Annotated in this window: 23 protein-coding genes; 17 read left to right on the forward strand and 6 right to left on the reverse strand. The window is 73.7% G+C overall.

Annotation, left to right across the window (positions count from 1 at the left end):
• Positions 1–50 precede the first annotated feature (50 nt).
• Both ACIGG8_RS13225 and ACIGG8_RS13230 read right to left on the reverse strand, forming a co-directional pair.
• Entirely contained in the window at positions 51–344 is a 294-nt protein-coding gene (locus tag ACIGG8_RS13225) for a hypothetical protein (RefSeq protein WP_350522562.1), read from the reverse strand.
• A gap of 37 nt (positions 345–381) precedes the next feature.
• On the reverse strand, positions 382–1,185 hold the full coding sequence (locus tag ACIGG8_RS13230) for a PspA/IM30 family protein (RefSeq protein WP_350522563.1): 804 nt from the start codon (positions 1,183–1,185) through the stop codon (positions 382–384).
• A 300-nt stretch (positions 1,186–1,485) separates the two neighbouring features.
• Between ACIGG8_RS13230 and ACIGG8_RS13235 the strand changes: the two genes are divergently transcribed.
• Together ACIGG8_RS13235 and ACIGG8_RS13240 are read left to right on the forward strand one after the other, a co-directional pair.
• Entirely contained in the window at positions 1,486–2,085 is a 600-nt protein-coding gene (locus tag ACIGG8_RS13235) for a DUF3043 domain-containing protein (RefSeq protein ID WP_396547693.1), read from the forward strand.
• A gap of 188 nt (positions 2,086–2,273) precedes the next feature.
• Positions 2,274–2,984, forward strand: coding sequence for a class I SAM-dependent methyltransferase (locus ACIGG8_RS13240; protein WP_396547695.1), 711 nt, complete (start codon positions 2,274–2,276; stop codon positions 2,982–2,984).
• Positions 2,985–2,997: 13 nt separating this feature from the next.
• On the opposite strand, the gene ACIGG8_RS13245 is transcribed toward ACIGG8_RS13240, so the two are convergent.
• The gene (locus ACIGG8_RS13245; RefSeq protein ID WP_350522566.1) at positions 2,998–3,198 is read right to left on the reverse strand and encodes a hypothetical protein; all 201 of its coding nucleotides are present in this window, start codon (positions 3,196–3,198) and stop codon (positions 2,998–3,000) included.
• Between the two features lie 109 nt (positions 3,199–3,307).
• On the opposite strand from ACIGG8_RS13245, the gene cobU reads away from it, so the two are divergent.
• The 7 genes from cobU to ACIGG8_RS13280 all read left to right on the forward strand — a co-directional run bounded on the left by cobU (position 3,308) and on the right by ACIGG8_RS13280 (position 12,118).
• Positions 3,308–3,880 (forward strand): bifunctional adenosylcobinamide kinase/adenosylcobinamide-phosphate guanylyltransferase, encoded by a 573-nt coding sequence (cobU, locus tag ACIGG8_RS13250; RefSeq protein ID WP_396547697.1) that lies wholly within the window; start codon positions 3,308–3,310, stop codon positions 3,878–3,880.
• A 28-nt stretch (positions 3,881–3,908) separates the two neighbouring features.
• Entirely contained in the window at positions 3,909–5,033 is a 1,125-nt protein-coding gene (locus ACIGG8_RS13255; protein ID WP_396547699.1) for a nicotinate-nucleotide--dimethylbenzimidazole phosphoribosyltransferase, read from the forward strand.
• Between the two features lie 140 nt (positions 5,034–5,173).
• Positions 5,174–5,965 (forward strand): adenosylcobinamide-GDP ribazoletransferase, encoded by a 792-nt coding sequence (locus tag ACIGG8_RS13260; RefSeq protein ID WP_396547700.1) that lies wholly within the window; start codon positions 5,174–5,176, stop codon positions 5,963–5,965.
• Between the two features lie 258 nt (positions 5,966–6,223).
• Positions 6,224–7,726, forward strand: a complete 1,503-nt coding sequence (locus tag ACIGG8_RS13265) for a leucyl aminopeptidase (RefSeq protein ID WP_350522569.1) — start codon at positions 6,224–6,226, stop codon at positions 7,724–7,726.
• Between the two features lie 440 nt (positions 7,727–8,166).
• Positions 8,167–9,555: a dihydrolipoyl dehydrogenase gene (gene lpdA / locus ACIGG8_RS13270; protein WP_030061083.1), complete on the forward strand. Its 1,389-nt coding sequence runs from the start codon at positions 8,167–8,169 to the stop codon at positions 9,553–9,555.
• A gap of 78 nt (positions 9,556–9,633) precedes the next feature.
• On the forward strand, positions 9,634–11,424 hold the full coding sequence (gene sucB / locus ACIGG8_RS13275; protein WP_396547703.1) for a 2-oxoglutarate dehydrogenase, E2 component, dihydrolipoamide succinyltransferase: 1,791 nt from the start codon (positions 9,634–9,636) through the stop codon (positions 11,422–11,424).
• Between the two features lie 178 nt (positions 11,425–11,602).
• Entirely contained in the window at positions 11,603–12,118 is a 516-nt protein-coding gene (locus ACIGG8_RS13280; RefSeq protein WP_396547762.1) for a DUF4240 domain-containing protein, read from the forward strand.
• Between the two features lie 62 nt (positions 12,119–12,180).
• On the opposite strand, the gene ACIGG8_RS13285 is transcribed toward ACIGG8_RS13280, so the two are convergent.
• Together ACIGG8_RS13285 and ACIGG8_RS13290 are read right to left on the reverse strand one after the other, a co-directional pair.
• Positions 12,181–13,293, reverse strand: a complete 1,113-nt coding sequence (locus ACIGG8_RS13285) for a DUF2510 domain-containing protein (RefSeq protein ID WP_396547705.1) — start codon at positions 13,291–13,293, stop codon at positions 12,181–12,183.
• Positions 13,294–13,424: 131 nt separating this feature from the next.
• Positions 13,425–13,922 (reverse strand): GNAT family N-acetyltransferase, encoded by a 498-nt coding sequence (locus ACIGG8_RS13290; RefSeq protein ID WP_396547707.1) that lies wholly within the window; start codon positions 13,920–13,922, stop codon positions 13,425–13,427.
• Between the two features lie 127 nt (positions 13,923–14,049).
• On the opposite strand from ACIGG8_RS13290, the gene ACIGG8_RS13295 reads away from it, so the two are divergent.
• Positions 14,050–14,955 carry a TIGR01777 family oxidoreductase gene (locus ACIGG8_RS13295; protein ID WP_350522573.1) on the forward strand — a complete coding sequence of 302 codons (906 nt, stop codon included), beginning with the start codon at positions 14,050–14,052 and terminating at the stop codon, positions 14,953–14,955.
• A gap of 357 nt (positions 14,956–15,312) precedes the next feature.
• Entirely contained in the window at positions 15,313–16,644 is a 1,332-nt protein-coding gene (locus ACIGG8_RS13300) for an NAD(P)/FAD-dependent oxidoreductase (protein WP_396547709.1), read from the forward strand.
• A 212-nt stretch (positions 16,645–16,856) separates the two neighbouring features.
• Here ACIGG8_RS13300 and ACIGG8_RS13305 read toward each other — a convergent pair whose 3' ends face one another.
• Complete coding sequence (locus ACIGG8_RS13305) at positions 16,857–18,725, reverse strand: regulator (protein ID WP_396547710.1); 1,869 nt, start codon at positions 18,723–18,725, stop codon at positions 16,857–16,859.
• Positions 18,726–19,034: 309 nt separating this feature from the next.
• Here ACIGG8_RS13305 and ACIGG8_RS13310 point away from each other — a divergent pair, with 309 nt between their 5' ends.
• The 6 genes from ACIGG8_RS13310 (at position 19,035) to ACIGG8_RS13335 (ending at position 25,786) form a co-directional block, all read left to right on the forward strand.
• A complete protein-coding gene (locus ACIGG8_RS13310) occupies positions 19,035–19,796 on the forward strand; it encodes a 3-hydroxybutyrate dehydrogenase (protein ID WP_396547712.1) in 762 nt (253 codons plus the stop codon).
• 121 nt (positions 19,797–19,917) lie between these two features.
• Positions 19,918–21,285 (forward strand): MFS transporter, encoded by a 1,368-nt coding sequence (locus ACIGG8_RS13315; RefSeq protein ID WP_350522577.1) that lies wholly within the window; start codon positions 19,918–19,920, stop codon positions 21,283–21,285.
• A gap of 66 nt (positions 21,286–21,351) precedes the next feature.
• The gene (locus ACIGG8_RS13320) at positions 21,352–23,262 is read left to right on the forward strand and encodes a helix-turn-helix domain-containing protein (RefSeq protein ID WP_396547714.1); all 1,911 of its coding nucleotides are present in this window, start codon (positions 21,352–21,354) and stop codon (positions 23,260–23,262) included.
• Between the two features lie 257 nt (positions 23,263–23,519).
• Positions 23,520–24,290, forward strand: coding sequence for a lipoyl(octanoyl) transferase LipB (lipB, locus tag ACIGG8_RS13325; RefSeq protein ID WP_396547763.1), 771 nt, complete (start codon positions 23,520–23,522; stop codon positions 24,288–24,290).
• A 177-nt stretch (positions 24,291–24,467) separates the two neighbouring features.
• Positions 24,468–25,421, forward strand: coding sequence for a lipoyl synthase (gene lipA / locus ACIGG8_RS13330; protein ID WP_350522580.1), 954 nt, complete (start codon positions 24,468–24,470; stop codon positions 25,419–25,421).
• Between the two features lie 176 nt (positions 25,422–25,597).
• Complete coding sequence (locus tag ACIGG8_RS13335; protein WP_396547716.1) at positions 25,598–25,786, forward strand: hypothetical protein; 189 nt, start codon at positions 25,598–25,600, stop codon at positions 25,784–25,786.
• Positions 25,787–25,871: the final 85 nt, after the last annotated feature.

The raw sequence follows: 25,871 nt of genomic DNA on the forward strand, positions 1-25,871 counted from the left end.
CCCCTCCCACCGGAGGGGGCCCGCCCTTCTGTCTGGCAGCAGCCGCAGGGTTACTCGGGGAAGCCCGGGATCACACCTTCGCCGTCGGCCATCAGCAGCTCGCGGACCTCGTTGATCGTCGCGTCGGCACTCGGCAGGATCAGCTCGGACGGCTCCAGCGAATCCAGCGGCACCGGGGTGCCGTACTGCTTCACCGCGTCCAGCAGCTTGCCGTACGCCCGGCGGAAGAGCTCCTCGTCCCCCGAGTCCACTGCGGTGACGAGCTCCGCGTCGAGCTCGTTGAGCAGGTTCAGGTGAGCCTCGCCCACCTCGAACTGCCCCTCACCCATGACCCTCATGATCATGCCGTGCGTCTCCCTGGTTCGTGGGGTCGAGCTCAGATCACTTGTTGTAGTTGATGCGCGGAGTGTCCTGCTGCTGCTGCGGCTGGGCCTCCGGCTTGCCCTGCTCGATCGCGGCCGGGCCCGCGGCGGGACCGCCGGTGAGCTCGGCCTTCATCCGGGCCAGCTCCAGCTCGACGTCGGACCCGCCGGCGACGCGCTCCAGCTCGGCCTCGATGTCGTCCTTGCGGCCGAGACCGCTGGCGTCGTCGAGCGCGCCGGAGGCGAGCAGCTCGTCGATGGCGCCGGCCCGGGCCTGCATCTGGGCGGTCTTGTCCTCGGCCCGCTGGATCGCCAGGCCGACGTCGCCCATCTCCTCCGAGATCCCGGAGAAGGACTCGGCGATGCGGGTCTGCGCCTGGGCGGCGGTGTAGGTCGCCTTGATGGTCTCCTTCTTGGTGCGGAAGGCGTCCACCTTGGCCTGCAGCCGCTGGGAGGCGAGGGTGAGCTTCTCCTCCTCGGCCTGGAGCTGCTGGTACTGCGTCTCCAGATCGGTGATCTGCGACTGCATGTTGGCCTTGCGGGTCAGCGCCTCGCGGGCGAGGTCCTCGCGGCCGAGGGACAGCGCCTTGCGACCCTGGTCCTCGTACTTGGCCGACTGCTGCTGGAGCTGGGTCAGCTGGAGTTCGAGGCGCTTGCGCGAGGTCGCGACGTCCGCGACACCACGACGCACCTTCTGCAGCAGTTCGAGCTGCTTCTGGTACGAATAATCGAGCGTCTCACGCGGATCCTCCGCCCGGTCCAAGGCCTTGTTCGCCTTGGAGCGGAAGATCAGCCCCATACGCTTCATGATTCCGTCGCTCATGGGCCTCGGGTGCCCCCTTCTCCGGCCTGCGGTCTCTATCTCGTTACCAGACACGACGAGTGTATGTGCAGCGAGCCCGTCGCCGCAGTGCACCTGCCTGCAACAAGACTGCTACAGCGACCAGTGGCGTTTCCTCCTCCCCCGGGTGGATCCGCCTCTCATCCCCCCATAGTCCATCCGACTGATCCCCTACGGGAAGTCCCCGGGAAACCCGGTTCGGGCCGCTGCCTCGCGGTATCGATATGCGTTCGGTTCCGAGGGCACCCGTGGAACCGGCTCCGCACCCCGTACGCTGGTGGTGTGTTCCGACGCCGTTCAGATGATGCCGCCGCCTCCGCCACCGTGCTGGAGAAGCAGGACGAGACAGCCCAGGCCCGCCACCCCGAGGCCAAGAAGGGCCGCCCCACCCCCAAGCGCAACGAGGCCGAGGCCAACCGGCGCGGCCGGGTGACGGTGCCCAAGGACCGCAAGGAGGCCAGCCGCCAGGCCCGCGACCGCATGCGGACCGAGCGCGAGAAGCAGCGCCAGGCGCTGATGAACGGCGACGAGCGGCACCTGCCGCAGCGCGACAAGCTCCCCGGGCGCAAGTTCGCCCGCGACTACGTCGACGCCCGCTGGTCGCTCGCCGAGTTCTTCCTCCCGGCCGCCGTGGTCATCCTGGTGCTCAGCATCATCAAGGTCTCGCAGATCCAGCTGCTCTCCACGCTGCTGTTCCTGATGTTCTTCGTCTTCGTGATCCTGGACTTCGTCCGCCTCGGTCTCGGCCTGCGCAAGCAGCTCGCCGAGCGCTTCCCGAACGAGAACACCCGCGGCGCGGTCACCTACGGCATCATGCGCACCCTGCAGATGCGCCGCCTGCGACTGCCCAAGCCGCAGGTGCGGCGCGGGGAGAAGCCCTGACCGCCGAGCCGGTCGACTCGGGCTGGGCCCCGCCTTCCTGGGAGGGGCCCGGCCTGTACGCGCTCCCGGGGCAGGGCCACGGCGGCCACGACCGGCTGGCCCAGGAGCGGCGGCTGCCCTCGCGCAGCGGGTCCTTCGCCGGCGGCACCGCCGCCTGGCTGGAGCGGCTCGGCGGACTGCGCAACTACGTGCGTCAGGAACTCGTCTCCCGCCAGCTCGCCGAGCAGCTGACCGGCCGCAGCGAACAGCGCGTCCTGGACATCGGCTGCGGGCAGGGCACCCAGGCCCTGCGGCTGGCCCGGGCCGGCCACTACGTCACCGGGATCGACTCGGACCCGGTCGCGCTCGGCGTCGCCCAGGGGGCGCTCGCCGAGGAGCCCGCCGAGGTCCGCGGCCGGATGCAGCTGCTCAGCGGTGACGGCCACCAGTGCGGGCGCTGGTTCGGCCCGCGCAGCTTCGACGTCGTGCTCTGCCACGGCGTCCTGATGTACCTGCCCGACCCGGACCCGATGATCGCCTCGCTGGCCCGGCTGCTCGCGCCCGGCGGACTGCTCTCACTGCTGGTCCGCAACCGCGACGCGCTCGCCCTGCGGCCCGCCGCCGCCGGCGACTGGCGGGCCGCGCTGCACGCCTTCGAGAGCGACCGGTACTACAACCGGCTCGGGCTGGCCGCCCGCGCCGACCGGCTCGCCGACCTCTCCGTCACCCTCTCCGAGGTGTCGGTACCCGTCCGGCGCTGGTACGGCGTGCGGGTCTTCACCGACAACGCCCCCGACGACGCGGCTCCGCCGGTGGACGGCCGGCAGCTGGCCCAGCTTCTGGAAGCCGAGGACCGGGCCGGCCGCACCGACCCCTACCGGCAGGTCGCCGCGCTGCTGCACGTGATCGGGGCGAAGTAGCGCCCCGCGGGACTCACTCCGCGTGCAGGCTCATCGCGTAGACGACCCGGTCGTCCTCCAGGAGCACCGCGGTGTCGACGCCGTCCTCCGCCAGCTGCTTCCAGGACTCCCCGATCCAGGTCTCGGCGTCCCCCTGGCCGGCGAACTCCTCCTGGCCACCGCCGGGCGTCACCGCACTGCCGTCCGCCTTCTCGTACCGCCACGTCCACGCCATGCCAGGCTCCTCCCACTGACGACACTGCCCGTGCCGGCTGCTGTGTTGCTGCGCACCTTAGCCTGCCCGGCCCGATCTTCCGTATGCCTCGTCCGGCAGGATGAGCGGCATGGCGACCCTCCCCCCGCTCCCCCGCACCCTGCTGCTCGGCGGCGCCCGCTCCGGCAAGTCCACCCGCGCCGAGCAGCTGCTCGCCGACCGGCCGGACGTCCTGTACGTGGCCACCGGCGGCACCCGGGACGGCGACGCCGAGTGGGCCCAGCGGGTCGCGCTGCACCGCGAGCGCCGGCCCGCGAGCTGGCGCACCGCCGAGACCTGCGACCTGGAGGCCGTGCTCGCCGACACCGCCGACCCGGCGCCGGTGCTGATCGACTGCCTGGCGCTGTGGCTGACCTCCGTGATGGACGAGTGCGACGCCTGGGACGACGAGGCCTGGGCGGCCCGGGGCGAGGCCGCGGTGCAGCGGCGCTGCGAGGCCCTGGCGCGGGCCTGGGAGGCCACCGGACGCACGGTCGTCGCGGTGAGCAACGAGGTCGGCATGGGCGTCGTCCCCGCCACCGCCGCCGGACGGCGCTTCCGCGACACCCTGGGCCGGCTCAACATGGCCGTGGCCGACGCCTCGGAGCGGGTCCTGCTGGTCGTGGCCGGGCAGGTGCTGACGGTCAAGCCAGCCACGGGCTGAACATCTGCGGCGTGTAGCCTTCCGGACGATGGACACGACCGTGGATCTCGATACGTTCTCCTCGCTCGTCGAGCGCCCCGACGAGAGCGCCCGGCGGGCCGCCGACGAACGCTGGCAGGCGGCCGACCGCCCGCGCGGCGGACTCGGCAAGCTGGAGGAGTTGGGCAGCTGGCTCGCCTCCGTCCAGGGACGCTCCCCGGTACGGCCGGTCTCCGCGCCCAAGGTGCTGCTGTTCGCCGCCGACCACGGAGTGGCCGCGCTCGGCGTCTCCCGGATGCCCGCCGAGGGCGGCACCGCGGCCCGGGTGCGTGCCGTCCTGGACGGCACCGCGCCGGTGGCCCGGCTGGCCGCGCGCTACGGCGCCGGGGTGCGGGTCGTCGACGTCGCGGTGGACACCGACCCGGCCGACTTCCCCGACGACGTGGTCGCCCACCGCATCCGCCGCGGCTCCGGACGGATCGACGTCGAGGACGCGCTCAGCCCGGAGGAGACCACCCGGGCCTTCCGGGCCGGCATGGCCGTCGCCGACGAGGAGGCCGACGCCGGCACCGACCTGGTGCTGCTCGGCGACCTCGGCGTCGGCTCCACCACGGTGGCCGGCGTCCTGGTCGGCGCGCTGTGCGGAACGGACGCGGCGGCGGTGACCGGGCGCGGCTCGGGGATCGACGACCGGGTGTGGATGGTCAAGTGCGCCACCATCCGGGACTCGCTGCGGCGGGCCCGGCCGGTGCTCGGCGACCAGCTGGCACTGCTCGGCGCCACCGGCGGGGCCGACTTCGCGGCGATCACCGGCTTCCTGCTGCAGGCGGCCGTGCGGCGGCTGCCCGTGGTCCTGGACGGTGTGGTCACAGCGGCCTGCGCGCTGGTCGCACAGCGGATCGCCTTCCGGGCGCCCGAGTGGTGGCGGGCCGGACAGTCCAGCGGCGAGCCCGCGCAGGCGAAGGCGTACGACCGACTGACCCTCACGCCGCTGCAGGACCAGGGGATCACCCTGGGCGAGGGCGTCGGCGCACTGCTGGCGCTACCGCTGCTGCAGGCCGCGGGGGACGCGCTCGCGGACGAGGCACCGAAGCCGTACGTGCCGGCGGCACCGAGGGAGCCCCAGGAGCCGCCGAAGCTGCCCTCGGCGGCGGACCTGCTGCGGCGGCTCTAGACACGGGAAGCACGTGCGGCCGGCCGTCAGTGCTCGGGTGACGACCCTTCCGCTTCGCACAAGTCCTCCGCGCCCCCTCGGGGCGCGGAGGCGCCCCCGTTTTCGAGCGGGGGCTTTCTTCACGTTCAAGGAGTCGGGCGATGACGGACCACGCCGGTCGGGCCAGCTGGGGGGACGGACTGCGGTTCGGGTTCGGGACCCTGTCCGTGCTGCGGGTCCGGGTCGAGCGGTGGGACCGGGCCGCGGGCGCGCGGGCGATGGTGACGGCCCCGGTGGTGGGGCTGGTGCTGGGGACCCTGGCGGCCGCGGCCGGAGCGCCGGTGGCCTGGCGCGCGGGCGGGCCGCTCGGCGCGGTCGCGGCGGTGGGGGTGCTCGCCGCCCTGACCCGGGGGCTCCACCTGGACGGTCTCGCGGACGTCGCCGACGGCCTGGGCAGCGGCAAACCGGCCGAGGACGCGCTGCGGATCATGAAGCAGTCCGACATCGGCCCGTTCGGCGTGCTGACCCTCGTCCTGGTGCTGCTGGGCCAGGTCGCCGCGCTGGCCGGAGAATTCGGGCACTCGCCCCTGCGCGGCGCCCTCGCGGTGCTCGCCTCGGCGACGGCCGCCCGGTGCGCGCTCGCCTGGGGCTGCCTGCGGTCGGTGCCGGCCGCCCGGCCGGGTGGACTGGGCGCGATGGTGGCGAGCACGGTGACACCCGCCGCGGCCGCCGCCGCGACGGCCGGCGCGGCACTCGTACTGGCCGCACTCGGACTGTTCGACGGATGGTCAACCCTTCGCCTGCCGCTGGCCCTTGTGCTCGGGGTGGGCTGCGCCCGGCTGCTGCTGGGGCGGTGCGTGCGGCGGTTCGGCGGGATCACCGGGGACGTGCTCGGGGCGATGGCGGAGACCGCCGCGACCGGCACGCTGTTCGCCCTGGCGTTGCTCGGCTGACACCGGACGGCGCGTGATCCCACCATGCGGACTACCATGCGTGGAGCACCGCAGCCCTGCACCGTGGCAGGTCCTGCCCGCCCGGCGCGTACCGAGGAGCCGGGGCCTCTGGTGTGCGCGGCCGCTCCGGCGGGTGCGCGCAGCCAGGGGGCCCGGACCCGCAGGCCCCGCCGGCGGACGGCCTGCGACGGCGGGCTGCGCCGGTGCGGCAGTCTCGCCGTGACCGGCCGTGGACCGCGAAAGAACAGGACGCATTACGTGACTGCATTGTCTGTGAGCACCTCCTCCGCCGCCTCGCTGCGCGCGGACGCCCTGGTGGTCGGTGTCGCCAAGGGCCCGAAGGGCATCGTGCCGGCCCCCGGTGCCGAGGCCGTGAACGAGGCGTTCGAGGGCAAGCTGGCCGAGGTCCTCACCACCCTGGGCGCGACCGGCGCCGAGGGCGAGGCCGTGAAGGTCCCCTCCCCCGCCGGCCTGAAGGCCGCGCTCGTGCTCGCGGTCGGCCTCGGCGAGGCCGTCGAGGAGGGCTACGAGCTGGAGGCGCTGCGCCGCGCCGCCGGTGTCGCCGCCCGCACCCTGGCCGGTGCCAAGAAGGTCGCGCTGGCCCTGCCGGCCGAGTCCCCGGCGGAGGTCGAGGCGGTCGCGCTGGGCGGCCTGCTCGGCTCGTACGCCTTCGGCACGTACAAGGGCAACGGCAACGGCAAGGAGCCGGTCGGCGAGCTGATCGTGCTGGCCGCCCGCAAGGGCAGCAAGGACGCCAAGGCCGCCGTGGAGCGGGCCGCCGCGATCGGCGAGGAGATGAACCGCGCCCGCGACCTGGTCAACACCGCGCCGAACGACCTGAACCCGAAGAGCTTCGCCGCGATCGCCCAGGCCGCCGGCAAGGAGCACGGCCTCAAGGTCGAGGTGCTGGACGAGAAGGCGCTGACCAAGGGCGGCTTCGGCGGCCTGCTGGGCGTCGGCAACGGCTCGGCGAACCCGCCCCGCCTGGTGAAGGTGGCCTACACCCACCCGAAGGCCAAGGCCACCCTGGCGTTCGTCGGCAAGGGCATCACCTACGACTCGGGCGGCATCTCGCTGAAGCCGGCCGGCCACAACGAGACCATGAAGTGCGACATGGCCGGCGCCGCCGCCGTGTTCGCCGCCGTGGTGGCCGCCAAGCGCCTGGGCCTGGTCGTCAACGTGACCGCCTGGCTGGCGCTGGCCGAGAACATGCCGTCCGGCACCGCGACCCGCCCGGGCGACGTGCTGCGGATGTACGGCGGCAAGACCGTCGAGGTGCTGAACACCGACGCCGAGGGCCGTCTGGTGCTGGCCGACGCCATCGTGCGGGCCGGCGAGGAGAACCCGGACGTCATCGTCGACGTGGCCACCCTGACCGGCGCCATGGTGCTGGCCCTGGGCAACCGCACCTTCGGCGTGATGTCCAACAGCGACGAGCTGCGCGACGACCTGCACGCCCTCGCGGGCGAGGCGGGCGAGCAGTCCTGGCCGATGCCGCTGCCCGCCGACCTGCGCAAGGGCATGACCGAGTCGACCATCGCCGACCTGGCCAACATGGGCGAGCGGATGGGCGGCGGCCTGGTGGCCGGTCTGTTCCTGAAGGAGTTCGTGGCCGAGGGCATCGACTGGGCGCACCTGGACATCGCCGGCCCGGCGTTCCACGAGGGCGCTCCGTTCGGCTACACCCCGAAGGGCGGCACCGCGAGCGCGGTGCGCACCCTGGTCCGCTTCGCCGAGCGGACGGCGAACGGCAAGGCCTGATCAGGCACCCGCTCCGACGGGGCCCGGCGCGTGTGCGCCGGGCCCCGTCGGCGTTCCGGTCGGTCCCCGTCGGAGTTCCGGTCGGTCCTGTCGGCGTTCCCGCCGGGTTACCTGCGAGTAGGCCGGAACGGCGCGGCGCACACCTGTTCGCTGCGGGCGAAACTTTGTTCCACAGTGCGGAAGAGACCGCGGCGAACACCGCGGAAGGCGCCCTTCCGGCGGCTGTCAATACCGCGCTGAGCTGCGATGATGCCCATCCGTGGGGGGTATTCCCGCCCCGGTGACCACTCCGTGGGACACCCCTGGGGCGGACCCGGACATCAGCCACCGCGAACAAGTGCGAAGATGTATTTCCGGCACGACTGGGCGCCCCACAAAGGCTTCCGACCCACCGGACCGTACCGGCCCGGCGACCCACCCCATTGCATGGAGGACGTGACGTGGCGAACGACGCCAGCACCGTTTTCGACGTAGTCATTCTCGGAGGCGGAAGCGGCGGTTACGCCGCGGCGCTCCGCGCCGCTCAGCTGGGCCTGAGCGTTGCCCTGGTCGAGAAGGGTGAGCTGGGCGGCACCTGCCTGCACCGCGGCTGCATCCCGACCAAGGCGCTGCTGCACGCCGCGGAGATCGCGGACGAGACGAAGGAGGCCGCCGAGTTCGGCGTTCTGGCCACCTTCCAGGGCATCGACATCAACGGCGTCCACAAGTACAAGGACGACGTCATCGCCGGCCTGTACAAGGGGCTGCAGGGCCTGGTGGCGTCCCGCAAGGTCACCTTCATCCAGGGCGAGGGCAAGCTCTCCTCGCAGACCTCGGTTGACGTCAACGGCCAGCGCATCGAAGGCCGCCACATCGTCCTGGCCACCGGTTCCGTGCCGCGCTCGATCCCGGGCCTGGAGATCGACGGCAACCGCGTGATCTCCTCGGACCACGCCCTCAAGCTCGACCGCATTCCGAAGTCGGCCGTCATCCTCGGCGGCGGCGTGATCGGCGTCGAGTTCGCCTCCGTCTGGAAGTCCTTCGGCGTCGAGGTCACCATCGTCGAGGCGCTGCCGCACCTCGTCCCGCTGGAGGACGAGAACTCCTCCAAGCTGCTGGAGCGCGCCTTCCGCAAGCGCGGCATCAAGTTCGAGCTGAAGGCCCGCTTCTCGGGCGTCGAGTACACCGAGACCGGTGTCCGCGTCTCCACCGAGAACGGCAAGCAGATCGACGCCGACCTGCTGCTCGTCGCCATCGGCCGCGGCCCGGTCTCGGCCGGCCTCGGCTACGAGGAGAACGGCGTCGCGATGGACCGCGGCTACGTCCTGGTCGACGAGTACATGCGCACCAACGTGCCCACCATCTCCGCCGTCGGTGACCTCGCCCCGACCCTGCAGCTGGCCCACGTCGGCTTCGCCGAGGGCATCCTGGTCGCCGAGCGCCTGGCCGGCCTCAAGCCGGTGCCGATCGACTACGACGGCGTCCCGCGCGTGACCTACTCCAACCCCGAGGTCGCCTCCGTCGGCATCTCCGAGGCCAAGGCCGTCGAGCTGTACGGCAAGGAGAAGGTCGTCACCCTCAAGTACAACCTGGCCGGCAACGGCAAGAGCAAGATCCTGAAGACCGCCGGCGAGATCAAGCTCGTCCAGGTCAAGGACGGCGCCGTGGTCGGCGTCCACATGGTCGGCGCCCGCATGGGCGAGCAGGTCGGCGAAGCCCAGCTGATCTACAACTGGGAGGCCCTGCCGGCCGAGGTCGCGCAGCTCATCCACGCGCACCCGACCCAGTCCGAGGCCCTGGGCGAGGCGCACCTGGCGCTGGCCGGCAAGCCGCTGCACGCGCACGACTGATCGCGCCCCACCCCCCTTTTCCGGTACTTGCCCGCAAGTACTTCCCGTACGCAAGACTTGATAGGAGTCGCTGAAACCATGGCGGTCTCAGTAACACTGCCCGCGCTGGGCGAGAGCGTTTCCGAGGGCACCGTCACCCGTTGGCTGAAGGCCGAGGGTGAGCGTGTCGAGGTCGACGAGCCGCTGCTCGAAGTCTCCACCGACAAGGTCGACACCGAGATCCCGGCCCCGGCTTCCGGCATCCTCTCCTCGATCAAGGTCGGCGAGGACGAGACCGTCGAGGTCGGCGCCGAGCTGGCGATCATCGACGACGGTTCCGGCGCCCCGGCTGCCGCTCCGGCCCCGGCCGCCGAGGCCGCGCCCGCCGCCGCCCCGGCTCCGGCCGCCGCTGCTCCGGCCCCGGTCGCCGCTCCGGCTCCGGCTGCCCCGGCCGCCGCTCCGGCTGCCCCGGCCGCCGCTCCGGCCGCTCCGGCCGCTCCGGCCGCCGACGCCACCCCGGTGCTGCTGCCCGCGCTCGGCGAGTCCGTCACCGAGGGCACCGTCACCCGCTGGCTGAAGGCCGAGGGTGAGACGGTCGAGGTCGACGAGCCGCTGCTTGAGGTCTCCACCGACAAGGTCGACACCGAGATCCCGTCGCCGGTCGCCGGCACCCTGGTGAAGATCCTGGTCGGCGAGGACGAGACCGCCGAGGTCGGCGCCCAGCTGGCGCTGATCGGTGCCGCGGGTGCCGTCGCCGCCGCTCCGGCTCCGGTCGCCGCGCCGGCCCCGGCTGCCCCGGTTGCCGCTCCGGCCCCGGCTGCCCCGGTCGCCGCCCCGGCTCCGGTCGCCGCTGCTCCGGCCCCGGTCGCCGCCCCGGCTCCGGTCGCCGCTGCCCCGGCCCCGGCCCCGGTTGCCGCTCCGGCTCCGGTCGCCCCGGCTGCTCCGGCCGCTCCGGCTGCCGACAACGGTGACGCCTACGTCACGCCGCTGGTGCGCAAGCTCGCCGCCGAGCACGGTGTCGCGCTCTCCTCCGTCGCCGGCACCGGCGTCGGCGGCCGCATCCGCAAGCAGGACGTCATCGCCGCCGCGGAGGCCGCCAAGGCCGCTCCGGCCCCCGTCGCCGCTGCCGCCCCGGCCGCCGCGCCGAAGGCCGCCGCCGCGCCGTCCGCCCTGCGCGGCCAGACGGTCAAGATGACCCGCATGCGCAAGGTCATCGGCGACAACATGATGAAGGCCCTGCACGAGCAGGCCCAGCTGACCAGCGTGGTCGAGGTGGACGTCACCAAGATCATGTCGCTGCGCGGCAAGGCCAAGGACTCCTTCCTCGCCCGCGAGGGCGTGAAGCTGTCCCCGATGCCGTTCTTCGTCAAGGCCGCTGCCCAGGCGCTGAAGGCCCACGCGGTCGTCAACGCCCGGATCAACGAGGCCGAGGGCACCATCACCTACTTCGACACCGAGAACATCGGTATCGCGGTGGACTCCGAGAAGGGTCTGATGACCCCGGTCATCAAGGGTGCGGGCGACCTCAACATCGCCGGCATCTCGAAGAAGACCGCCGAGCTGGCCGCCAAGGTCCGCGACAGCAAGATCACCCCGGACGAGCTGTCCGGCGCCACCTTCACGATCAGCAACACCGGCTCGCGCGGTGCGCTGTTCGACACCGTGATCGTGCCGCCGAACCAGGCCGCCATCCTGGGCATCGGCGCGACCGTCAAGCGCCCGGTGGTCATCGAGGCCGACGGTGGCACCGCCATCGGCATCCGCGACATGACCTACCTGTCGCTCTCCTACGACCACCGCCTGGTGGACGGCGCCGACGCCGCCCGCTACCTGGTTGCGGTCAAGGAGATCCTGGAGGCCGGCGAGTTCGAGGTCGAGCTCGGCCTCTGACCTTCCACGGTCCCCGCGGAACCCCGCCCCGTCCCCGGACGGCGCGGGGTTCCGCCGTTCCCGGCCCCCGGTCACCGTTCCTCGCGGCCCCGATCCGCCGTTCCCGGTTCGGCCCGAGCCGCGCCGGGCCGGGTCGTGGCATGCGCGGAAGCGGGCGAACGGGGATGCTTGAGCGGTGATGGACGAGACGGACTTCTGGCAGATCATCGACGAGACCCGGGACGACGCCGACGGCGACCCCGACGAGCAGGCCGACCGGCTGGTGGAGCGGCTCGTCCGCCTGACCCCGGACGACGTGATCGACTTCGCCCGGCTCTTCGAGGCCCGGTTCCAGCGCGCCTACCAAAACGACCTGTGGGGCGCGGCCTACCTGCTGCTGGACGGCGCCTCCGAGGACACCTTCGACTACTTCCGCTGCTGGCTGATCGCCCAGGGCCGGGACGTCTTCGAGGGCGGCCTGGCCGATCCGGACGACCTGGCGGACCTGCTGCCCGAGTTCGACGAGGAGGAGGACGGCGAGGCCGAGGACATCGGCTACGCCGCCGACGAGGCGTACGAGCGGCTGACCGGGCTGCCGCTCCCCGAGGTGGGCGGGCGGCAGCCCGGACGGCCGTCCGGTGCGGCGCTGGACTTCGACGACCCGGACGTCATGGCGAAGCGCTTCCCCAAGTTGTGGGAGCGGTACGGGGATTGAGCCGGCCCGGCGGACGGGGCCGGGCCGGCCCGGGTGCACGTCGTGCAGGGCCGGCCCGGTGCTCAGGTGGAGCTGCCGGAGGAGGTGTCCTGCTTGACGCCGTCGAGGATCCGGTCCAGCACCGAGGGGTCCGGCGCGGACGGGTCGTCGTCCACGCCGCCCTCGAAGATCACGTAGCCGCCGCCCTTGGCCGGGACGGCGGCCAGCAGGACGTAGCCCTGGGTGCCGTCCGAGGTGCGGACGTGCCAGCGCGTGGCGTAGCCGAGCACGCCGGCCACGGTGACGTAGCCGGAGCCGGCGTCGGTGTGCGTGGTGATCCCGGTGAAGATCTGCCCGGCGTAGGTGGGCATCGTGGCGTCGGCGGCGGCCTTGGGGGTCGCGCCCTGGACGGTGTCCTTCTCGACCGAGAACTGACCGCGGATGCAGGAGTTGCCGTCCGGGCAGGTGTAGCGGCCGCTGCCGAGGAAGACCGTCGAGTGGGCGGAGTTCGTCCCCGCGTCCCAGCCGTCGAAGACCGGGACGGTGATCGCGTGCTGCGGGTCCGGCACGGTGGTCTTGAGGACCGGCGCGGGCTTGGGCGCCGGCACGGTGGGGCTGGTGGTGGGCCGGGTCGGCGTCGGGCTCGGCGAGGGGCTGTTGTTCTGGGTGACGGTGACGGTGGGGTTCGGGGTCGGGTCCGCCTTCGGGTCGCCGCCGCTGAGCATGATCCCGGCGATGATTCCGCCGACGACCAGCACGGTGAGCGAGATGCCGATGATCATGCCGGACTTGTTCTTGACCGGCGGCGGGTAGCCCGGCCCGGGGTAGCCGTAGCCCGCGCCCGGGGCGGCGGGGTAGCCGGCCTGGCCCGGGTAGCCGCCCTGGCCCCCGTAGGCGTCCTGCCCGTGGGCCGCGGGGTGGCCGCCGTGGTCCGGGTAGCCGTAACCGGGCGTCGGGGCGCCGTCCTGGCCCGGGTAGCCGTAGGCCGGGGCCGGGGCGCCGACGGGATAGCCGTAGCCGGGCTTGCGGTCGGAGGGCGGCCAGGTCTGCGTCGGGGCGTCGGCGAGCTGTCCGGTGCCGCCCTGGAGCGGCCTGACCTCACTGGTCCAGGCGTTGCCGTCCCACCAGCGCTCGTGACCGGGGGTGCCGTCCGCACCCGGAACCGGGTACCACCCGGGAGGCGTCGAGTTGCTCACGGGCGTACGGTACCCGGCGTGGCGGCGGTCCAGACAGGGCGGGAGTGTCACGACTCTGCACCGCGCCCGCACGGCGTGGCCGCCGCCTCCGCGGGCTGCTCGGGCCCCTGGCGATCTGCGGGATTCCGGGCTCAGTCGGCCAGGCGGCGGGCCATCCAGATGTCGTCCACGTAGGAGCCGTCGATCAGGAACTCCTCGGCCAGCGAGCCCTCGACGACGAAGCCGCAGCTCTCGTAGAGGCGGCGGGCCGGGGCGTTCCAGCCGAGCACCCGCAGGGTCATCCTCCGGGCGCCCGCGGCCCGGGCCGCGTCGCAGGCCGCCTCGACCAGCCGGCGGCCGATGCCCCGGCCGCGGACCGTGCCGTCGACACCGAGGCCCTGGATCTGGCGGACGTGGCGGTTGCCGGCCAGCGGTGTCGGCGGGACCTGGCGGACGTACCCGACGATCCGGCCGTCCAGGACGGCCAGCAGGAACTGCTCGGGCGTGTGGCGCTCGTCGAACACCGTGTCCGCGGCGGGCGGTTCCGGGGAGACGTCGGACAGGGTGGACCAGGCGGCGCGGTTGAGAACGGCGAGTTCGCGCTCGTCCTCGGGCTGCGCCGGACGGATGATCAGATCGTCTTCGGGCATGCGCGTCATGCTAGTGAGCCGCATGCGAACGTGACAGGCCTTCGGGACGGCAGGGGCGGTCGGGGCCGTCGGGGCGGTCGGGGCGGCCCGGGCGGCCCGGGCGGTCGGGAACTGCGAGGATGGGCGCATGCGCATCGCTGTCACAGGCTCCACGGGTTTGATCGGTTCGGCGCTCGTCCGCTCCCTGCTGGCGGACGGCCACGAGGTGGTCCGGCTGGTCCGGCACCGGTCCAGGACGGGCCCGCAGCCCGACGGCAGCACGGCCATCGGCTGGAACCCGCTGCTCGGCGAGGTCCAGCAGGACGGGCTGGACGGCGTCCAGGCGGTGGTGCACCTGGCCGGAGCCGGGGTCGGCGACCACCGCTGGACGGACGCCTACAAGCGGGAGATCCGGGAGAGCCGCGTCTACGGCACCGAGACGCTGGCCACCGCGCTGGCCGGGATGAAGGAGCCGCCCCGGGTCCTCGTGAGTGCCTCCGCGGTCGGCTGGTACGGGCAGACCGGCGACCGGGTGATCGACGAGGACTCCCCCGCCGGCGACGACTTCCTGGCCGAGGTCTGCCTGGAGTGGGAGGCCGCCGCCAGGCCCGCCGAGCGGGCCGGGATCCGGGTCGTCCACCCGCGCACCGGAATGGTGCTCTCCTCGACCGGCGGGGCGGGCGGACGGCTGTTCCCGCTGTTCAAGCTGGGCCTGGGCGGGCGGCTCGGCGACGGGCAGCAGTACTGGAGCTTCATCTCGCTGCACGACGAGGTGGCCGCGCTGCGCTTCCTGATCGACCACGACGACCTGTCCGGCGCCTTCAACCTGACGGCACCGAACCCGGCGACCAACGCCGAACTGACCGCCGCGATCGGGCGGGCGCTGCGGCGACCTACGCCGTTCCCGGTGCCGGAGGCGGTGCTCAAGGTCGTGCTGGGCGAGCTGGCGGTCGAGGTGGTCGGCAGCCACCGGGTGGTGCCGCGGCGGCTCTCGGACGCGGGCTTCCGCTTCACGCACCCGGACGTCTACTCGGCGGTGCTCGCGGCGCTGTGACGTACGCGCGCCGGGCTCGATGCGTACCCCCGGCTACGGCATCCACCCTGGCCAGGGGCATATGCCGAGCGGGGGTCGGACGGGGCTCCGGGAGGGGGCGCACGGGAGCACACGGCGGGCGCGTCGCACGCCCCCGGTGACCGTGCGCGCCCGCCAACCCCTGAACCCGGCCACCACGGCGCACTGTCCGTGACCGCGCCCCCGCCCGGCGCCGCACAACCCCGACCCGCCCTCGAATCCGGCTCGATGCGCTTGTCTGATGCTCACACTGACTGGGCATCACCCTCCTCGGACCGTGTCCCGGCACCCCGCTGCCTGCGTCGGCCGGAGCCCCGGGACCAGGGAGGGAGCACGCCAGTGCCCACGTACGACTTCACCCGCCGCGCCCGTCGGCCGTCCGACCCGGACGTCGTCGTGGTCGGCGCCGGCCTCGCGGGCCTGGCCGCCGCCCGCGAACTCACCGGCCGCGGCCTCACCGTTCGGCTCCTGGAGAGCAGCGACCGGATCGGCGGCCGGATGGCCACCCGCGAGCTGGACGGATTCCGGCTCGACGACGGCAGCCACCTGCTGAACACGGCCTTCCCCGAGCTGCGCCGCGCGCTCGACCTCGACCGCCTCGACCTGCGCCCGCTCGCGCCCGGCGTACTCGTGCACAGCGGCGGCCGCCGGTACCGCGCCGGGGACCCGCAGCTCACCGCCGCCCGCCAGGCCGCCACCCGGGGCCCGCTCGGCAGCCCGCTGGACAAGGCCCGGCTGGGCAGTTGGCTCGGCCGGCTCGCCACCACCCCGATCAGCCGGCTGCAGGCCCGGCCGGAGACCACCGCCGCCCGCGCGCTGGCCGGCCACGGGCTCGCCCCGCGCACCGTCGACGGCTTCCTGCGCCCGCTGCTCAGCGCCCTGCTCAGCGATCCGGCGCTCGGCACCAGCAGCCGGGTCGCCGACCTGGTGCTGCGCTCGTACGCGCGCGGGCGGCTCTGTCTGCCCGCCGGCGGGATCGCGGCGGTACCGGCCCAACTGGCCGCCGCCCTGCCCGCCGGCACCGTCCGCACCGGGGTGCAGGTCACCTCGATCGCCGCGGACGGCGTGGAGACCGCCGGCCACGGCCGGATCGGCGCCCAGGCCGTCGTCGTCGCCACCGACGCCCGCTGCGCCGCCGAACTGCTGCCCGGTCTACGGCTACCGGCCTTCCACCCCGTCACGACCTTCTACCACGCGGCCGACCGCGCCCCGGTGGGCGAAGCCGTGCTGCTGCTCGACGGCGACCGGCCGAACGGACACCCGCCGCTGGTCTCGCACTCACTGGTGCTCAGCGAGCTGCACCCGTCCTACGCCCCGGCCGGCCAGGCGCTGGTCGCCACCACCGTGCTCGGGCGGCGCGCCTTCGACGCGGGCGGCCCGGCCGGACTGGAACCGGCCGTCCGGGCCCGGCTCGCCGAGCTGTACGGCACCGCCACGACGGGCTGGCAGTTCCTCAGCGTGCGGCACGTCCCGGACGCGCTGCCCGCGATGCCGCCGCCGCACAACACCCGGCGCCCGGTGCGCCTGCTGGCCGGGCTGTACGTCGCGGGGGACCACCGGGACACCAGCACCGTGCAGGGCGCGCTGGTCTCCGGACAGCGGGTGGCGCAGGCGGTGCTGCGCGACCTCGGCGTCCCGGCCGACGTGCGGGAGGCGGAGGCGGCGGCCTGAGGGAGCCCGTTCGGTTCCGGGGCCCGGCGGCGGTCGGCGGACGGCTGTTGCCACCGTTCGGCGGCGTCGGTTGCCGGCGGTCGGCAGACGGCTGTTGTCTTCCCGGGGTGAGCAGGGCACGTCGGCGGTCCGCCGGGTGAGGGACGGACCGGCGGCGTGCCGGGAAGCCGAGGGCCCGGGCTTCGGCCCGGGCCCCTCGTCGGCCCGGACGGTCAGATCACCCCCGCGTGGCGGGCCGTCTCCTCGAAGGCGCGGGCGACCGGGCTGCCGCGGTACGGGGTGAGGCGGCGGTGGAAGTCCCGGACGTACTCCAGGGAGCGGGCCGAGCGCATCTCGCCCGCCGCCCGCAGCGCGTCGGTCGCCATGGTGCAGGCCTCGTCGAGGTCCCCCATGCCGAGCCGGGCGGTGGCCAGCACCAGTCGGCAGAAGATCCGGCTGCGCGCGTAGGCGGGCGAGCGCAGCCGCAGTGACTTCTCGGCGTGCTGCGCGGCGGTGCGCCACTGCTGCAGGTCGCGGTAGCAGTGGGCGAACTCGTCGGAGAGCTGCGCTTCGTCGAAGTACCGTGCCCAGGCGGGCAGTTCGTCGCCGGTACGGGCCGCTGCGAGGGCCCGCTCGGCGCGCACCAGGGCGGTGGTGCAGGAGCGGACGTCGCCCAGCAGGCCGTGCCCGCGGGCCTCGGCGGCGTGCATCAGCGACTGGACCACCGGCGGGACGGAGGTGCCCACGCCCTGCTGCGCGACGCGGGCGAGCTGGACCGCCTCCCGTCCGTGGCCGAGGTGGACGGCCTGCTGGCTCATCGTCACCAGCACGTAGCCGCCGAGCGCGCGGTCCCCCGCGGCCTGGGACAGCCGCAGCGCCTGGACGAAGTAGCGCTGGGCGAGGCCGTGTGCGGCGATGTCGAAGGACGTCCAGCCGGCCAGCCGGGTCAGGTCGGCGACGGCACCGAACAGGGCCCGGCCGATCTGCTCGCCGTAGCGGCCGCGCAGCATCGGCTCGGCCTCGCTCTCCAGGTAGCGGACCAGCGCCTGGCGGGCGTGCCCGCCCCCGTAGGCGTGGTCGAGCGCGCGGAAGAGGTCGCCGACGGCGCGGATGGCGGCGATGTCGCCGCGGCCGACCCGCAGGGCGGGGCGGGACTCGCGGGCCGGGTCGGTGTACGGCGGCTCGACGGCGACCGGCGGGCGGCGGCTCTGGGTGGGCACCCGGCCGATGGTGGGGGCGGTGCCGGTCGTGCCGGCCGTGCTGCGCGCGGTGGGCGCACCGGCGAGCCCGGCGGCGGAGCCGCGTGCCGGGCCCACCGGGGACGAGCCGGGCGCGCTCTGCGGGGCGCCGGTGATGGCGGCGGAGGCGCTGCCGGCGGCCGGTGGTCCGGTGGCGGTGTCCGGGCGGGCCAGCGTGGAGCCGTCCCGGGCGACGCGCTCGTCGGTGCGGCCGATCAGCCAGTCGCGGCTGGGCACGACCAGGCCGGCCGGGGTGAAGGCGATCCGGCGCAGCTCGGACTGCGGGCCGTTGTCCTTGCGCCACATGCTCGCCACGATGTCCACCGCCTCCTGCGGCGTCTCGGCGAACTCCAGGCCGGCGTAGACCGGGGCGCAGGCGTCCAGACCGAGGTCCTGGGCGGTGAGGCGGCGGCCGAGGCGTCGGGTGAAGACCTCGGCGATCAGGGCCGGGGTGGCGCCGCGGGGTTGCTGCCCGCGCAGCCAGCGGGTGACCGAGGTCTTGTCGTAGCGCAGGTCGAGGCCGTGTTCCAGGCCGAGCTGGTCGACCCGGCGGGCCAGGCCGGCGTGCGAGAAGCCGGCCTCCTCGATCAGTGCGGCGAGCTGGCCGTTCTGCGGGGCTGGGCCGGAGTGGCCGGAGCCCCGCGCGGGGGTGCCGGGGGTCTCGTGCCGTTCGGGTGTGGCCTGCGCGGGCAGCCGCAGCTCGTCGGCGGTCGAGGCGTCGGCGGTCAGCGTGTCGCCCGTGAGGGCGTTCGGGGCCAGGGCGTCGGGGGCGTCCGGAAGGCTCCGACCGACCGGCCCTCGGTGGTGGCCGAGCGGGTCGAGCGGTCCGTACGCCGGGCTGTCGGTTGCAGGCCGTTGGGGCATGTCTGTCAACACCTCTCGGACGTCGCACCGGGCTCTACCAGCACTTCGGCGGCCTGGGGCGGCGCCCCCTGTCGGGAATCGGCGTGAATGTAGCGAGCATTCGGGCGCTATGGGTGGATCTGACCGAGCAATCCTCCGAACGGGTGAAGCAACCGCGCCCATTGTGGGGAAGCGGGGTCACCATGGGTTTGGCTTTCCGGGGTCGAACCGTCGATCGAGGGTCGTAGTGGTTGCCGCCACAGCCCGGCGGGATGCTGTAGCGGCCCGCCACATGGGAGCCGGGGCAACCGATTCCTACCGTTCTCGGCCATGGACACCACTACAGCCCGCCCGCTCGACGGCCGTACGGCCCTGGTCACCGGGGCCGCCTCGGGCATCGGCCGGGCCTGCGCCGAGGCCTTCGCCGGGGCCGGCGCCCGGGTCTACGTCGTCGACCTCTCGGCCGCTCCGGCCGCGGAGCTCGCCGAGCGGATCGGCGGGCGCGCGATCGTCACCGACCTCGCCGACCCCGAGGCCGTGGACGCCCTGCCGGACGACGCCGACATCGTGGTCAACAACGCCGGGCTCCAGCACGTCGCCCCGGTGCACGAGTTCCCGCCCGAGCGCTTCACCCTCATCCAGCGGGTGATGGTCGAGGCCCCGTTCCGCATCCTGCGCCGGACCCTGCCGCACATGTACGGGCGCGGGTGGGGACGCATCGTCAACATCTCCTCCGTCCACGGCCTGCGCGCCAGCGCCTTCAAGTCCGCGTACGTCACCGCGAAGCACGCCCTGGAGGGCCTGAGCAAGACGGTCGCCCTGGAGGGCGCCCCGCACGGCGTCACCAGCAACTGCGTCAACCCCGGCTACGTCCGGACCCCCCTGGTGGAGAAGCAGATCGCCGCCCAGGCGCTCGCGCACGGCATCCGCGAGGACGAGGTCGTCGAGCGGATCATGCTCGACCGCACCGCCGTGAAGCGCCTCATCGAACCCGACGAGGTCGCCCAACTCGCCCTCTGGCTCTGCTCGCCCACCGCCTCCTACATCACCGGCGCCAGCCTCCCCGTCGACGGCGGCTGGACGGCCCACTGAGGTCATGGGGCTTGAACCCGTATCAACCCCCAGGACTATGTGGGTCGGGCACATAGTCCCCGGAGCAGGGGGTTCCTACCTTGTGGCGACATCGTCTCCCCCGGCCTGGAAGTGGTGACCCATGACCGCAGCAGCCCCCAGCCGCTCACTCCCTCGGGTAGTGGCGGCGAGTCTGATCGGGACCACCATCGAGTGGTACGACTACTTCTTGTACGGAACGGCGGCGGCGCTGGTGTTCGGGAAGGTGTTCTTCCCGCACAGCGATCCGCTGACGGGGACGCTGCTGTCGTTCCTCACGTACGCGATCGGGTTCGCGGCGCGGCCGATCGGCGCCCTGGTGTTCGGGCACTTCGGGGACCGGGTGGGGCGCAAGCGGCTGCTGGTGGTGAGCCTGCTGCTGATGGGCGGGTCGACGACGGCGATCGGGCTGCTGCCGACGTACGACTCGATCGGGGTCACGGCGCCGGTGCTGCTGACGACGTTGCGGCTGGTGCAGGGGTTCGCGCTCGGCGGTGAGTGGGGCGGGGCCGTGCTGCTGGTGTCGGAGCACGGGGACCAGCGGCGCCGCGGCTTCTGGGCGTCCTGGCCGCAGGGCGGGGCGCCGGCCGGGAACCTGCTGGCGGCGGGGGTGCTGTCACTGATGACCTCGCTGCAGTCGGACGCGGCGTTCCTTTCGTGGGGCTGGCGGGTGCCGTTCCTGCTGTCGGCGGTGCTGGTCGCGGTCGGGATGTGGATCCGGCTCGCGGTGGACGAGTCGCCGCTGTTCAAGGCCGCGCTGGCGGCGCAGCAGAACCGGGAGACCGCCGAACAGCCGCCGCTGGTCAGCGTGTTGAGGAACCACTGGCGGGAGGTGCTGGTGGCCATGGGGGCGCGGATGGCGGAGAACATCTCGTACTACGTGATGACGACGTTCGTGCTGACCTACGCGGTCACCCACGCGCACTTCGGCAAGCAGAGCGCGCTGAACGCCGTACTGATCGGCTCCGCGGTCCAGTTCGCGCTGATCCCGCTGTTCGGCGCGCTGTCCGACCGGGTCGGGCGCAAGCCGGTGTACCTGGTGGGCGCGGTCGGGGTCGGGATCTGGGCGTTCGTGTTCTTCGGGATGGTGGACACCCGGTCGTTCGGTTCGCTGGTGCTCGCGGTGACCGTCGGGCTGGTCTTCCACAGCGCGATGTACGCGCCCCAGGCGGCCTTCTTCTCCGAAATGTTCGCCACCCGGATGCGCTACTCGGGCGCCTCGATCGGGGCCCAGTTCGCCTCCGTGGCGGCCGGCGCCCCGGCGCCGCTGATCGCCACCGCGCTGCTGAAGGACTACGGCAGCTCGACCCCGATCTCGGTGTACGTCGCCATCGCGGCGGCGGTCACGGTGCTGGCGGTGCTCTGCGGGCGGGAGACCAGGGGACGGGACCTCGCCGCGATCGACGAACAGGCGGGCCAGGAAGCGCAGTCGGCGGACGCCGGTGCGGTCGGGAAGCCCGCCGTGGCCTGAGGACCGAGCCGCTACCATCGCGATTTCCCGGAATCGACGAACCGACGCCGATTGGCGGCACGCACCATGAACCACCCTCACGAAAGCGCCGCCCCCGCGCTGCGGCGGCTGCTCGACCTGCTCGCCTCGGGCGCCGCCACCGAGGACTTCGCCGACGTGTTGGCCGACGCCCGCCGCCGCGGGGCGTCGGCCGGCACCCTCGCCGAGATCGACGACGCCACCTGGCAGGCCCTGCGCGTCCACCGCACCCTGCGTCAACACCGGCGCCGCGAAGCGGAGTTGACCGCACTGTTCGACACCGCCGGGGACCTCGCCGCCTCCCGGGAGCTGGACACCGTGCTCCAGGCGATCGTCCGCCGGGCCCGGATGCTGCTCGGCACCGACACCGCGTACCTGACCCTGCCGGACGAGGCCGCCGGTGACACCTACATGAGGGTCACCGACGGCTCCGTCTCCGTCCTGTTCCAGACCCTGCGGCTCAGCCTCGGCGACGGCCTGGGCGGGCTGGTCGCGCAGACCGCCCGCCCGTACGCGACCCCGGACTACCGCACCGACGAGCGCTTCCACCACACCGGCACGATCGACGCGGGCGTCCTGGACGAGGGCCTGGTGGCGATCATCGGGGTGCCGCTGCTGCTCGGCGGCCAGGTCATCGGGGTGCTGTTCGCCGCCGACCGCTCGCCCCGCGCCTTCTCCCCCGACGAGGTCGCGCTGCTCTGCACGCTCGCCGCGCACGCCGCGATCGCCCTGGACACCGCCAAGTCGCTGGCCGACACCCGGGCCGCGCTCGCCGAGCTGAACGCCGCCAACGAGCTGGTCCGGGCGCACTCCGCCGCCGTCCAGCGCGCCGAGCAGGCGCACGACCGGCTCACCGACCTGGTGCTGCGCGGCGCCGAGGTGCCGGACGTCGCCGCCGCCGTCGCGGCCCTGCTGGGCGGGGAGATAGCGGTCCTCGACGCCGAGGGCGAGCCGCTGGCCGGACGCGCCGCACCCGCCGCCGAGCTGGCCGCGGCGGCCGCCGCCTCCCGCACCGAGGGACGGTCCGTACGGCACGGCGAGCAGTGGGTCTGCGCGGTGCTGGCCGGGCACGACGCGCTCGGCACCATGGTGCTGCGCGGGCGGCCCGACCTCGACGACGCCGACCGGCGCCTCTTCGAACGGGCCAGCGTGGTGACCGCGCTGCTCCTGCTGCTGCGCCGCTCGGTGGCCGAGACCGAGAACCGGGTCCGCGGCGAACTGCTCACCGACCTGCTCACCTCCCCCGAACGCGACCCGGCCGGACTCACCGCGCGCGGCCGCCGGCTCGGCGTCGACCTCGCCCGGCCGCACCTGGTGCTGGTGGCGGAGCCCGCCGAGCCGACCGGCACCGACCGCGGACGGCTGGCGGGCGCGGCCCGCCGCTACCTGTTCGGCTCCCGGGGCGTCAGCGCCGAGCACGGCGAGGCGGTGGTGCTGCTGGCCCCGATCGAGGCCGGCACCGACGGGGATCCCGAGGACACCGCCCGGCAGGCCGCCGAACGGCTGGCCCGACTGGCCGGGTTCCCCGTCACCGTCGGCGCGGGCCGCCCGTCCGCCGGTCCGACCGCGCTGGCGGCCGCGTACGCCGAGGGCCTGCGCTGCGTACGGGCGCTGCGGGTGCTCGGCCGCGCCGGGGAGGGCGCCTCGGCCCGTGCGCTCGGCTTCCTCGGGGTGCTGCTCGGCGACGGCCACGACGTGGACGGCTTCGTCGGCGCGGCTCTCGGCCCGCTGCTCGCGTACGACTCCCGGCGCGGCACCGAGCTGGTCCGCACCCTGCGCGCCTACTTCGACTGCGGCGGCAGCCTCACCCGGGCCAAGGACGAGCTGCACGTCCACGTCAACACGGTGGTGCAGCGGCTGGACCGGGTCGAGGCGCTGCTCGGGCGGGACTGGAACCACCCGGAGCGGTCGCTGGAACTCCAGCTCGCGCTGCGCCTGCAGCTGCTCGCGGGGGCCTGAGCGGGCCACCGGGAGGGGGCCTGAGCGGGCGACCGGGAGGGGGTCTGAGCGGGCCGACCGGGAGGGGGTCTGAGCGGGCCGACCGGGCGACGCCGGGCAGATGGGCGGGCGGGGCACCGGGCGGGCGCGGGGCGGGGCGCCGGGCCGGGACAAGGCGGCTGGTCGACCCCGGTCGGGCTGGGCGTACAGTGGCGAGGTTGGTCTCGAACGCCTGGCAAGGAGCGGCAGCGGTGAGCGAGAACGTGCGTTTTGTTCACATGGGCATAGGTGAGCGCACCGTGCCCTACCAGGAAGCGTGGGAGGAGCAGCAGCGGCTGCACGCCCTGCGGGTCGCGGACGAGATCCCCGACACCGTCCTGCTCCTGGAGCACCAGTCCGTCTACACGATGGGCAAGCGCACCAACCCCGCCGACCTGCCGCTCGACGGCACCCCGGTGGTCGAGGTCAACCGGGGCGGCGAGATCACCTGGCACGGCCCCGGCCAGCTGGTCGGCTACCCGATCGTCAAGCTGCCCGACCCGATCGACGTCATCGCCTACGTCCGCCGACTGGAGGAGGCGCTGATCCGCGCCGCCGCCGACTTCGGCGTCGGAACCACCCGGGTCGAGGGCCGCAGCGGGGTCTGGGTGCTGGGCGAGTCCCTCCCGGACGCCGTGGTCGACCCGGCCCAGGTGGTGGACCTCGGCAGGCTGACCCTGCGGATGGGCCTGCCGCTGGGCATCGACCCGCGACTGGCCGGCCCCGAGTACGCGCCCTCCAACGCCGGACAGCGCGGTGACGACCGCAAGCTCGCCGCCATCGGCGTGCGGGTCGCCCGCGGGGTGACGATGCACGGCTTCGCGCTCAACTGCGCCCCGGACATGACCTGGTTCGACAAGATCGTGCCGTGCGGCATCCGCGACGCGGGTGTGGCCTCGCTCACCGGCGAGCTGAAGCGCGAACTCACCGTCGCCGAGGCGGCGCCGGTGGTCGAGCGGCACCTGACGGAGCTCTTCGCCGAGCTGCCGGAGCCCGCACTCAGCCGCTGACCCGGCCCCGGCCGGGCCGGTCTGCCCGTGCCCGGCGGCCGGAAAACCGCCGAGCGCACTGGGAATCTACTCACCGGTAGTCGTGTTGCCCTGCGATTGCAGGGCGGCAGGCCCGGCGAAGGCCGTACAACCACAGGCGTACCCTGGGGGTACCCCGTCTAGTTCTAGGAGTCGCACGTGTCCGCTGTCGCGCCCGACGGCAGGAAGCTTCTCCGCCTGGAGGTCCGCAACAGCGAGACCCCCATCGAGCGGAAGCCCGAGTGGATCAAGACCCGCGCGAAGATGGGCCCGGAGTACAACGCCCTGCAGTCGCTGGTGAAGAAGGAGGGGCTGCACACGGTCTGCCAGGAGGCCGGCTGCCCCAACATCTTCGAGTGCTGGGAGGACCGCGAGGCGACCTTCCTCATCGGCGGTGACCAGTGCACCCGCCGCTGCGACTTCTGCCAGATCGACACCGGCAAGCCCGCCGAGTTCGACCGCGACGAGCCGCGCCGGGTCGCCGAGTCCATCGTCACCATGGACCTCAACTACGCCACCATCACCGGCGTCGCCCGCGACGACCTGGAGGACGGCGGCGCCTGGCTGTATGCCGAGACCGTGCGCCAGGTGCACGCGATGACCGCCGGCCGCGAGGCCGGCCGCACCGGCGTCGAGCTGCTCATCCCCGACTTCAACGCGGTGCCCGAGCAGCTGGCCGAGGTCTTCTCCTCCCGCCCCGAGGTGCTCGCGCACAACGTCGAGACGGTGCCGCGGATCTTCAAGCGGATCCGCCCGGCGTTCCGCTACGAGCGCTCCCTGGACGTCATCACCCAGGCGCGCGCGGCCGGACTGGTGACCAAGTCCAACCTGATCCTGGGCATGGGCGAGACCCGCGAGGAGGTCAGCCAGGCGCTCGCCGACCTGGTCGGCGCCGGCTGCGAGCTCATCACCATCACCCAGTACCTGCGCCCCTCGCTGCGCCACCACCCGGTGGAGCGCTGGGTGAAGCCGCACGAGTTCGTCGAGCTCCAGCAGGAGGCCGAGGAGCTGGGCTTCGCCGGCGTCATGTCGGGCCCGCTGGTGCGGTCGTCGTACCGGGCCGGCCGGCTGTACCGGCAGGCGCTGGAGCGGCGCGAGCAGGCCGCGGTCTGACCGGTTCCCGGCGGGTTTGAGCCATTGGAAGGGCGGAGCTGCGGCTCCGCCCTTTCTGGGTTCACCACGCTTTGACTGCCTGGTCACGGACTGGTAACACGGGGTGGGGACGATGGACGCTCAGCAAGCGTTCGATTCTTCTCAGCCACGATCAGCCACGAGAGGAGCTGTTCGGCATGGAGATGCGGATCCGGTCGGTGAGGACGGCGCTGCGGTTCGCCGAGAGCGTCCTGCTGGCGCCCGGCCAGCAACACGCGCGCCAGAACGCCTGGGCGGCGGTCTGCGAGAACCGCCGGTACGCGGCGGACCGCCACCACGACGCGGTCGCGGTGGAAACGGCGGGGGCCCGGGCCGCACGGCGGTGACGCCCGCGGCGGTGAGCCCGCGGCGGTGACGCCCATGGCAGCACGCCCCCCGACGACGCCTCCCCCGACGGTGCGCCCGCGGCGG

The sequence above is a fragment of the Kitasatospora sp. NPDC085464 genome (genome assembly GCF_044541955.1).
Classification (GTDB): Bacteria; Actinomycetota; Actinomycetes; order Streptomycetales; family Streptomycetaceae; genus Kitasatospora.